A 9660-nucleotide genomic window follows, 5' to 3' on the forward strand; every position below is an offset into this window, starting at 1 on the left:
CCGATGATTGAGCCGGGCACGGTGCGGTTCGCGTCGGCGGGGATCTATGCGGTCTCCGCGGTCGCGCTGCTCGCGCTCGCGAGCCGCAAGCCCGCTGAACTGCGCCGGTACTGTTACCCGTTCGTCGCGGTCGTGGCGCTCGCGGGCGTCGGCGTCGGACTCTGGGGCGCGGGAATCGGGACGATACCCATCGCGAGCGGCACGCTGGAGGGCGGGCAGCTACTCACCGACTACGTGGCGTACCCGTTCCTGTTCGGGTTCGCGGCGTTCGTCGCCGGGGCGAGCCGGCGGTACATTGGCGCGGTCGTCGCGGTCACCGTCGCGATGCGGCTCGGCTACGACTTCGCCGAGGTGTTCGCGGGACCGCTCGCGACGGCGGGCACGCTCGGCATCCTCGTCGGGTACGCGGCGCTGGTCGGGCTGCTCTTCGGCCCGGTGGCGAGCGCCGCGTCGCGCCAGCCCCCCGCCCGCGAGCTGTTCTACAAGAAGACGCGCAACCTCTCGCTTTTCGCCTTCGGCGTGCTCATCGCGTGGGCGATGCTCCAGATAGCCGGGGTGTTCGACGCGTTCACGGCGACGGTGACGCTGGAGTACCTCGATCTCCTCCTGCGCGTCGGCTTCGCCGGCTTCGTGTTCGCGAACGTGGAGACGCTGGCGGCGGAGACGGAGTCCGCGGAGGGCGACGACGGCGGGCGTGTCGCCTCCGCGGGGACCGGCGCGTCGGCCGCGGACTGACGGTCGGGTCCGAGGCGGTCGAACCGCCGACGGTGGCCGCCTCGGGACTCAGGCCGAACTCGCCGCGGGTCGTCCCGCCGGCGCGCCGCGGTAGCGCTCCCACAGCAACACCGCCGGCGGCAGCGCGACGACCGTGAACACGAACGAGTACAGCACGCTGAGCGCCATCAGGAGGCCGAAGTCGCCGAGCACGGGCGTGATCGCGAGCGCGAGCGCCCCAGTGCCGAGCGACGTCGTGAGCATGCTCCCGAGGAGCGCACCCCCGGTCCCCGACAGCGTCTTCAGCATCGCGTCGTAGGCGTTCCGGCCGTCGTTGTACTCGTCGATGAACCGGTGGGTCGCGTGGACCGAGTACGCGATCCCCAGCCCGATGGATATCGAGAGGATCGTCGCGGTCAGCGCGTTCAGCGACAGGCCGAGCGCCCGCATGGTCCCGATGAGGAAGGCGATGGCGACCAGGATCGGGAAGACGTTCACGATCCCCAGGTACGGCTTCCCCTCCAACACGGCGTAGGCGACGACGAGGAACCCGGCCGTCAGCCCCACGGCGAGGATCATCCCCTGGATCGCCGAGTCGAAGATGATGTCGGTGATCGCGTCGAAGACGACGAGCTGTCCGGTCGCGGTCGCCTCGTACCGGAAGTCGTCGGCGAACGCGCGGGCGTCGGCGGCGGCCTCGGCCTGCGACGCGTCCGCGTCGATCGCGTACTCGACCTTGGCGTTCCGCCGGTCCGGCGTGAGGAACTGCTCGGCGCGGTCGCCCGACGGCGACGCGAACAGCTCGTCGTAGACCCGGTCGAGGTTCTGCTCTGGCACCCCGTCCCCGTCGCGGTCGTTCCGCGCGACGAGCTCGCCGAACTCGGGGTCCCGCTCGGCGTGCGACCGGATCACCGTGGCGACGCTCGTCGGGCGGGCGCTCCCGCCGTCACCGACCGCGAGCGCGTCCGGCGGGTCCGCGTTCGGCTGTGAAAGCGCCGCCAGGGCGTGGTTCTCTTCGAAGTTCCCCTCGACGTATATCGTCACCGACTGGTCCTGACTCGTCGCGAAGCGGTCCTCCAACAGGTTGATCGTCTCCGTGACGGTGTAGGTCCCGGGCGCGAACGGCTCGGGCAGCGACGTGACGTACTCCGGCTGCTCGGCCGGCGGGAGGAAGTCCTCCTGCTCGAAGGAGGTGTCGACGCCGCTCCCGTAGGCGGCCGCGACGCCGCCGGTCAGCAGTAGCACCACGACGAACGCGATCGGCGCGTACCGACTGGCGCGCGCGGGGAACGCGAGCAGGCGGCCGAGCGTCGAGTCCTCGGAGGAGATCGGCTTCGAGTTGAACTCGGGGACGCCGTACCGCTCGCGCAGGCGGTCGACCTCCAGTTTCGCCGCCGGGAGGAACAGCCCGAAGATCAGGAAGGTGAACACGATCCCGATCGCCGACGCGAGCCCGAGATTTCGGATCGGCGTGAGATCGGAGATGACGTTCGCGCCGAACCCGAACACGGTGGTCACCGTGACGATGACGAACGCGACCATCAGCTGGTTGTTCGCGGTCCGCATCGCCTCGACGGGCTCGAACCCCTGGACGGTCTCCTCGCGGTAGCGGTTGATGATGTGGATCCCGAAGTCGACCCCCACCGCGAGCAGGAGCACGGGCACGGCGATCATCTGCTGGTTGAACGGGATCCCCGAGTAGCCGAGGAACCCGAACGTCCACAGCACCGTCATCAAAAGCGACAGCAGCCCGAGCGAGAGGTCGATCGGGTCGCGGTAGGCGACGACGAGGAACAGCAACAGCAGCAGCACCACGACCGGCATCACGATCGTCAGCGAGTCGCCGATCACCTGTCCGGTCTCGTCGTTGACGATCCCGGTGCCGAACGCCCGGATGTCCGCCGGCTCGTCCTCGGCGATCGAGGCGACCTCCGTCTGGAGCCCGGCGAGGTCGTCGAACCCGCTCGGCACGTCGTGCGAGACGACCGTGATCGAGGCCGACGCCGAGGCGCTCGTCGGGTTGAAGTCGGTCGCGAGGCTGCGCGAGAACGCCGGGTTCGCGTCGTCGAGCTGACGGACGGTCCGGCGCACCTCCGTCTCGGTCGCGCCCTCCAGCGCCCGGCGCTGTTCGGTCACCGTGGTCGCCGAGGGGTCGATCGCCTGCGCGACGATCGTGGCCGGGCCGTTCGCGTCCGCCACCCGCAGCGACTCCCGGGACTCGACGCGTTCGATCACCCGGAGGTTCCTGACGAGCGCCTCCTTCGAGAGGGCGTTCCCGCTGACGTGGATCAGCTGGGTCGACTCGCCGTCGGCCGCGAACGGGTCCTCGAACTCCTCGTTGACCGCGTCGAGCGCCTCCTGTTCGTCGAGCCCTTCGGTGAACCCCTCCGTGGGTTCGGTCTCGGTGGAGACGAGCCCGATCCCCCCCGCGAACACCGCGGTCAGCAGGAGGAACGCGACGACGACCGCGCGCGGGCGGTCGACGATGACGTCGTTGAGGCGTCGTATTCCCGCCTCGATCCGCTCGCCGACTCGCATCGCTTACCGCCTCCGGTACCAGACGGCCGCGCCACCGGCCGCGACGACGACGAGCGCGACGACGATCGGACCGACCGGCAGTCCGCCGCCCTCGCTCTCCGTCACGTCGATCGGCGTCCGGACCGTGTCGGACAGCTGGCTGTCACCGTCGGCGTCGTCGTACCGGAAGTCGAACGAGATCGGGTACGTGCTCCCGGGCGTGGCCGCCGCGGTCGCGCTCAGGTCGAACGTCATCGTCACGGTCTCGCCCGGTTCGATCGACTGCGCGTAGCCCGTGTCCGTGTCGCCGGTCGCGATCGGGTCGTCGGCGAACAGCCGGGCCTCGACGTCGCTCACAGTCTCGTCGAGGTTGTTCGTCACCTCGACCGAGAGGGTGCGCTCGCCGCCCGTCTCCAGCGTTCGGTCGGCGACCGCGACGTCGAACCGGTCGCGCTCGGGCGCGACGTCGAAGAGGAGCTCAAGGTCCTGGTAGGCCCGCCGTTCGAGGTCGGCGGTGCGGTACTGGACCGCGACGTCCGCGGTGCGGGCGACCGCCTCGGCCTCGCCGCCCACCTCGATCGGCAGCCGGAAGTCGGCGGACTCGCCCGGATCGAGCGTGCCGACGGCGACCGAGCGTTCGAGGGGGACGACGTTCGCTGACTGCTCGGCGTACTGGACGACGACGTTGCGCGCCGTCGCGGGGCCGTCGTTGGTGACCGTCCCCCGGAGGTCGCCCTTCTCGCCGACGTAGAGGTCGGAGTCGACGTCGTCGATCGAGAAGCGCTGTTCGGCACCCGGCCGGACGCTCGCGGACGGGCTCTCGTCGGCGCGCTGGTACCCCTCGCTCGTGTCGAAGGTGACCGTCCCGTCGAGCGCGTAGTCGCGGACGGGCGCGCCGGCCGCGAAGCCGACGTCGTAGGTCACGGTCGCCGTCTCGCCCGGTTCGAGTTGCCCGATCCGGGCGGAGTCGCGCGGGCTCTCGCCGAACGCGAGCCCGGCGCTCGCCGACTCCAGCGTGACCGTCGCGTCGCTGGCGGCGTCGGCACCGACGTTCTCGACCTCGGCTTCGAGCGTCCCCTGGTCGCCGATCCGCGCGTCGGTCGTCACCTTCGTGATCTCGAAGCGGGCGTCGTCGCTCACCTCGACGGTGACCTCGCGGTCGACGGTCTCCTGCCGGTCGTAGACGACGTTGCCGGACTGCTGGTAGGTGTGGGAGTACCGCAGTTCGACGTCGATGTCGTAGGTGCCCGGTTCGACGTCGCTCGGGACGCCGACCGCGATCGGCGCTTCGCCGGGTCGGTTCTCGGTGACCGCGCCGATCGCCACGGTGCCCGTCTCGACGGTGAGGGGCGTGCCGCCGGCGTCGGCCTCGACGCGCACGTTCCGGGCCGTGGTCACCACCGCGCGCGCGTCAGAGGGGCCCAGATCGAGGTCGCCGTCGTTGGTGACTTGGAGCGAGACGGAGTTGGTCTCGCCGACGTTGATCGTCGGCTGCGCGACGGAGACGGCCAGATCCGGCGAGCCGCGGATCGTCGCGCCGGCCTGCTGTTCGACGGCGTCGCCGGACTGCCCCGCGACGGAGGCCCCCGCGACCGCCACGGTCCCGGAGACGAACAGGGAGACGACGAGGAGCGCGGTGAGCGCGCGACGCCCCCTCACGCCGCCACCTCCGCGTCGTCGCGCCGCGCGGGAGTCCGACCGGTCCCGTCGGCGTCGTCGTTCGCCCGCCTCTCACCCGAGCGACGGGGGTTCGTCGGAGTCGCAGCCAGTCGGTCCGCAGCCGAGACGCACAATCGAGAACGGAGTCGTTTCACACTCTCTGAAAAACCCACGAACCAATAATGTTTTCGTTCGTGGAATCGTACGCCGGTGTATGTCGTTTCAGAACCATTACCCCGAACCGACGCGTCGACCGAGACGATGACTCGGTTCAGCGACGAGGACCGCGAGCGGATCCGCGGCGAGTTGGTCGAGGCGGGCCGCGAGCTGTTCACCAGACACGGTTTCGAGCGGACGCGGATCAAGGACGTGACCGAGGCCGTCGACATCGGGACGAGCACGTTCTACCAGTTCTTCGACTCGAAGGAGATGCTGTACGTCGCGGTGCTCAAGCGGGAGCGCGACCGGCTCATCGAGCGCGTCGACGCCGCGGTCGCGGCCGCCGCGACGCCGCGCGAGGAGGTCCGGACGATGCTCGAAACGCTGTTCGACGAGGTGCGCTCCGACCCGCTCATCTCGCGGCTGATCGTCGAGAACGAGCTCCAGGCGCTGCTCGATCAGCTCTCCGAGTCCGAGCGGGAGTCGCTCGCGGCCGACCCGCCGGGCGAGCCGCTGGGCTACGCCGACCGATGGGTCGAGGAGCCGTCGTTCCGGTTCGACGACCCCGACCTCGTCCGGGACGCGGTCACCTCGCTCGTCTTCACCACGCGCTCGCAGGAGCTGGTGCGCGAGCCCGGCACCGCCACCGAGCCCGCCCGCGTCGACCGCGCGCTGATCGACACCATCGTCGACGGGCTGTTCGTCGACGCCGCCGGCGAGGCGGCCGCCGAGTGAGGCGACCGTCGTCGCACGACAGCGCCGCGCGGCGACGCCTGCGGTTAGGACGCACGAGATCGATGCGGCTCGCGAGTGCGACGATCTCTCGAAAACCGTCGCGGACGACCGGGCGAACTCCCCTCCCCTGCTCGGTCGCCCGCGAGGGCACTCTCGCGCCCGTTCTCGCGTACGCACGCGAAGGAACAACCGTCGACTGACACAGTCGCTCGGACGGACACCAGCCGCACGTCGGTCCCGGCGGTCGACCGCGTTCGATCCGAGTCCGCAGCCGCGCCGAACGTCGCTCGCGAGGGCGAGTACGGACTCGCGACGTATCAGCGTCGGTTCAGCTCGTAGGGCGAGGCGGCTGCGGCGGCCTCTCCCGACCGCGGTGACGACGAAACGGAGGCGTAGTCGTCACTCCTCGGGGCGTAACACCGCGGGGAACGCAGACGACTGGGCAGGTCCCTACCCTGGAAATCGGCACCCAGTCGCCTGAGAGGGTCTAAACCCTGTCTCATCTTCGCTGCAGCGCGCATGTAGATGTTCCGGTCGCACGAACGGACACGGCAGCCAACCGGTATTTATCCGATAACGCCCGTGCGCCCCCGATACTCTCAATTCTGAAAACGACCGTCTGACGCCCGCTACGTGCTGTGAGGGGCATTAACACACCGCATGAGCCCACACAAAGCATATATACCCAACGACAGATGTTACGGACGCAGCCCTACCCGGTGCAGAATGCGACGCCGATTGCGAGTAATCCCGGTCGAGTCCGGTCGCGCCCTCGATGCGATGTTGGTCGATGACGAACGGGCGATCGAGAACGGGGCAAAGCAGGGTGTCGCGACGCAGAACACAACACAACAACAATGACAAACGACACAAACTATCGCGAGAAGGCCAATGCGGTCTTCTTCGCGGCGGTTATGATCGTGTCCATGGTCGCGGCCGGCTTCGCTGCTGCGCCGGCTGCTGCGACCGTTAACTCCGACTCCTTGGAGATAACTCAGGATACGGTCCAACCCAGTGAAAGCGCACTGGAAGTAAGTGGCACAGTTGACGATGACACTACCGATGTCTCATTCAATGTTACTGATGGTGAGACATCAGTAACATATGATGCTGCCGTCGCGAGTGGGGACCTTGCTACTGGAGATGAACCCACCTCGTTCACCACGACCATCGACATCAGTGGGAACTCGTTCACTGAGGGTGAACTGACGGTTAACGCTCAACAGCTCAGCGAGTACGACGAGACCTCTGCCCCTGAGTCTACGGCAACCGTCACTGTCGACGACACGTCGCCAAGCCTGTCCAACGCGGACCTGTCTAACGACGGGGACGGTAACCTTGACTTCTCGTTCGATTCGGACGAGCAGCTCACAACGATCAGCGTGTCGGTCGACGACCCGTCTGACTCTGAGCTGACTACATTCTCCGAGGGAGACTTCACAGAAACCGAGGACTCTGGAACGTACACGTACACGCTGGACTCCACCCAGGCTTATAACGCCGGTAACGGTGAGTACGAAGCCAGCGTTGGCACGGCTGAGGACGCTGCTGGAAACGATGCAGACTCCGTGTCTGACACGTTCTTCTACGGGTTCGAGATCACGGACGTTCAGGTCACCAATCCGGTGGCTGGCTCCGCCGCTGAAGTGACCGCCACAATTCAGAACAATCTTGAATCCTCCAGCACACAGACAATCGGCTTCGACGCTCAGGGACTCGGCTCGGAAGCTCAGTCCCTCTCGTTGACTCCCGGTTCGTCTGAAGACGTTACCGTCTCGTTCGCCACAGATTCCGATGACGCGGAATCGGCCTTCGACGTTACTGTAACTACCGATAACGACGAAGACGACACACAGACGATCAACGTCCAAGACAGCGGTGCGAACTACGCTGTCGACATCACGCAGGACACCTACACCATCGCCGATGGTGTTGACGAGGAACTCACCGTCGACATCGACGTGACGAACGACGGTAATGAAGACGGTAGCGCCCAGACGCTTACCGTCGGTGGGACGTCCAACGACGATGTCCCGGACGTTACCGTTGACGTGCCTGCAATCGATGCGGGCAACACGGAGACCGTCTCCGCCACGCTTGATGTGAGCTCCCTGGAGACTACTGACTCGCTCTACGAGATCACGGCCGCAAACGGTGAGGTCGACTCGGTCGGCTCCGACACGGCTGACATCGATATTACTGAGCCGGACGACAGCGACCTCTACGACTTCGACCGTAACGAGGGTACCAACTCTGGTGCGACGCTGTACCAGGGTCAGGAAGTCCTCTACGATGTGACGGATATCCCGGGCTCCACCACTGACGACCTCCGTCTGTACCGCCTCGACACTAGCGGTGACACCAACGAGCTCGGCACGTCTGTTGCCGCGCTCGACGGTGACGACGGTCGCGTCGTCATCGACACTGAAAACCGCGACGAGGGCCAGTACGTCATCTCCACGCAGTCCACGGGTGACGCGGTCGATACTGAGGATCCGAACTACGACATCCGGCTGTCCGTCATCCCGCAGGACCTGGACGCCGAGTTCGACGGTGACACTGTCGGCGACCAGGGCGACGACGCGCTGGTCGACTACGAGATCGACTCCACCGCGCGTAACAACTACAACGTCAACATCGATGTTGACGGCCTCGACGAAGAGGACCTCGAGCAGATCTTCGATGACGCGTTCACCGGAGACGAGGTTCTTGAGGACACTGACGACTACGACCGCTACGATGTCGCAAGCGCCGGCGCGAGCTCCGGCGACTACGCGCTCCACGTTGAAGACGGGTACATCACCCTCTTCGGCGCGGAGGGCGACCACGAGCTGAACTTCACTGACATCGACGCGGACGACTACGACTTCAACGCGAGCGTCGTTGACTCGACGGCTGAGGACGAAGACTCCATCACCGTCGAGGAGAGCGGCGACGGCGAAGTCAACATTGAAGAAGGTAGCCTCACCCAAGAGCAGGGTGACGTCATCGAGTTCAACGTGACCGCTGACGGCACGGCCAGCTCCGGTACGGTCGTCGTCGGTGACGAGGACGACTTCGGCTACCAGAGCAACGTCACCATCAACGACTTCGGTGATGACGACCAGGTCACGCTCGAATTCAACACCTACACTGCTGGTCTCGAAGATGAGACCGCGGTCTCGCTCGTCGACACCGACGACGACGACGACGAGATCGACGTTGAATACGAGACGGAACTCAATAACATCCTGTCGAGCGGTGACTACGACATCTCGTCGAGCGCTTCGAGCGACTTCGACGAGACGCTCGACAACTCGGACGACGTCGCGACGCTCTTCATCGAAGAGCGCACCACGGAGAACCTCCAGCTGTGGACGGCCTCCGACGACACGGCGAGCGACGTGACCGACGCTGACGACGACGAGCAGCTCGGCGAAATCACGAGCGCCGTCGAAGACGACCTGATCACGCAGACTGAGACGGTCGCCTACGACGACGTCAGTGTCCACCAGCTTAGCGCGAGCGGCCTCGAAGGCGCGCTCGACTACGCTGCTAACGCAGGCGGCTACGACGACGACGATGTCGCTGGCCAGCTTGCGTACCTCGCGACGAACAACGTCAACAACGATCTGAACGACGACACCGCCGTTCAGCTCCGCATCCGCGAGACGCGCGACAGTGCGGGTCCGAACGCAAACCGTCGTACCGTCGACCTCACGGCGACTGACTTCGATGTCGTTGAGGACGAGGCGAACGACGACTACTACATCCTCCTCGACACGAGCGACGTCACGTTCACTGATGACGACGGCTCGCTCGACAACGACGAGGATGTCGACTTCACGGTCGAGTTCACCGTTCAGGACCAGCGCCTGCTCGACCCCGAAGACGACG

5 protein-coding genes are annotated in these 9660 nt (G+C 66.5%); 3 read left to right on the forward strand and 2 right to left on the reverse strand.

Going from position 1 to position 9660, the window contains the following annotated elements; translation table 11 throughout:
* Positions 1-3: 3 nt before the first annotated feature.
* The gene (locus tag C472_RS08900) at positions 4-735 is read left to right on the forward strand and encodes a bacteriorhodopsin (RefSeq protein WP_006629493.1); all 732 of its coding nucleotides are present in this window, start codon (positions 4-6) and stop codon (positions 733-735) included.
* A gap of 48 nt (positions 736-783) precedes the next feature.
* Here the strand turns inward: C472_RS08900 and C472_RS08905 are convergent, their stop codons facing one another.
* Complete coding sequence (locus C472_RS08905; protein ID WP_006629494.1) at positions 784-3252, reverse strand: efflux RND transporter permease subunit; 2469 nt, start codon at positions 3250-3252, stop codon at positions 784-786.
* A gap of 3 nt (positions 3253-3255) precedes the next feature.
* On the reverse strand, positions 3256-4890 hold the full coding sequence (locus C472_RS08910) for a COG1361 S-layer family protein (protein ID WP_006629495.1): 1635 nt from the start codon (positions 4888-4890) through the stop codon (positions 3256-3258).
* A 261-nt stretch (positions 4891-5151) separates the two neighbouring features.
* Here C472_RS08910 and C472_RS08915 point away from each other — a divergent pair, with 261 nt between their 5' ends.
* Positions 5152-5784: a TetR/AcrR family transcriptional regulator gene (locus C472_RS08915; RefSeq protein WP_006629496.1), complete on the forward strand. Its 633-nt coding sequence runs from the start codon at positions 5152-5154 to the stop codon at positions 5782-5784.
* 857 nt (positions 5785-6641) lie between these two features.
* A partial coding sequence (locus C472_RS08920) for a DUF7827 domain-containing protein (RefSeq protein ID WP_449271986.1) occupies positions 6642-9660 on the forward strand: 3019 nt, incomplete at its 3' end.

Origin of the sequence: Halorubrum tebenquichense DSM 14210 (genome assembly GCF_000337415.1) — an archaeon.
Classification (GTDB): Archaea; Halobacteriota; Halobacteria; order Halobacteriales; family Haloferacaceae; genus Halorubrum; species Halorubrum tebenquichense.

What these genes read in the sequence shown, in the direction of transcription:
- C472_RS08915 (WP_006629496.1), top strand. Translation starts at nt 5,152, where the DNA reads ATGACTCGGTTCAGCGACGAGGACCGCGAGCGGATCCGCGGCGAGTTG.
- C472_RS08900 (WP_006629493.1), top strand. Translation starts at nt 4, where the DNA reads ATGATTGAGCCGGGCACGGTGCGGTTCGCGTCGGCGGGGATCTATGCG.
- C472_RS08905 (WP_006629494.1), bottom strand. Translation starts at nt 3,252, where the DNA reads ATGCGAGTCGGCGAGCGGATCGAGGCGGGAATACGACGCCTCAACGAC.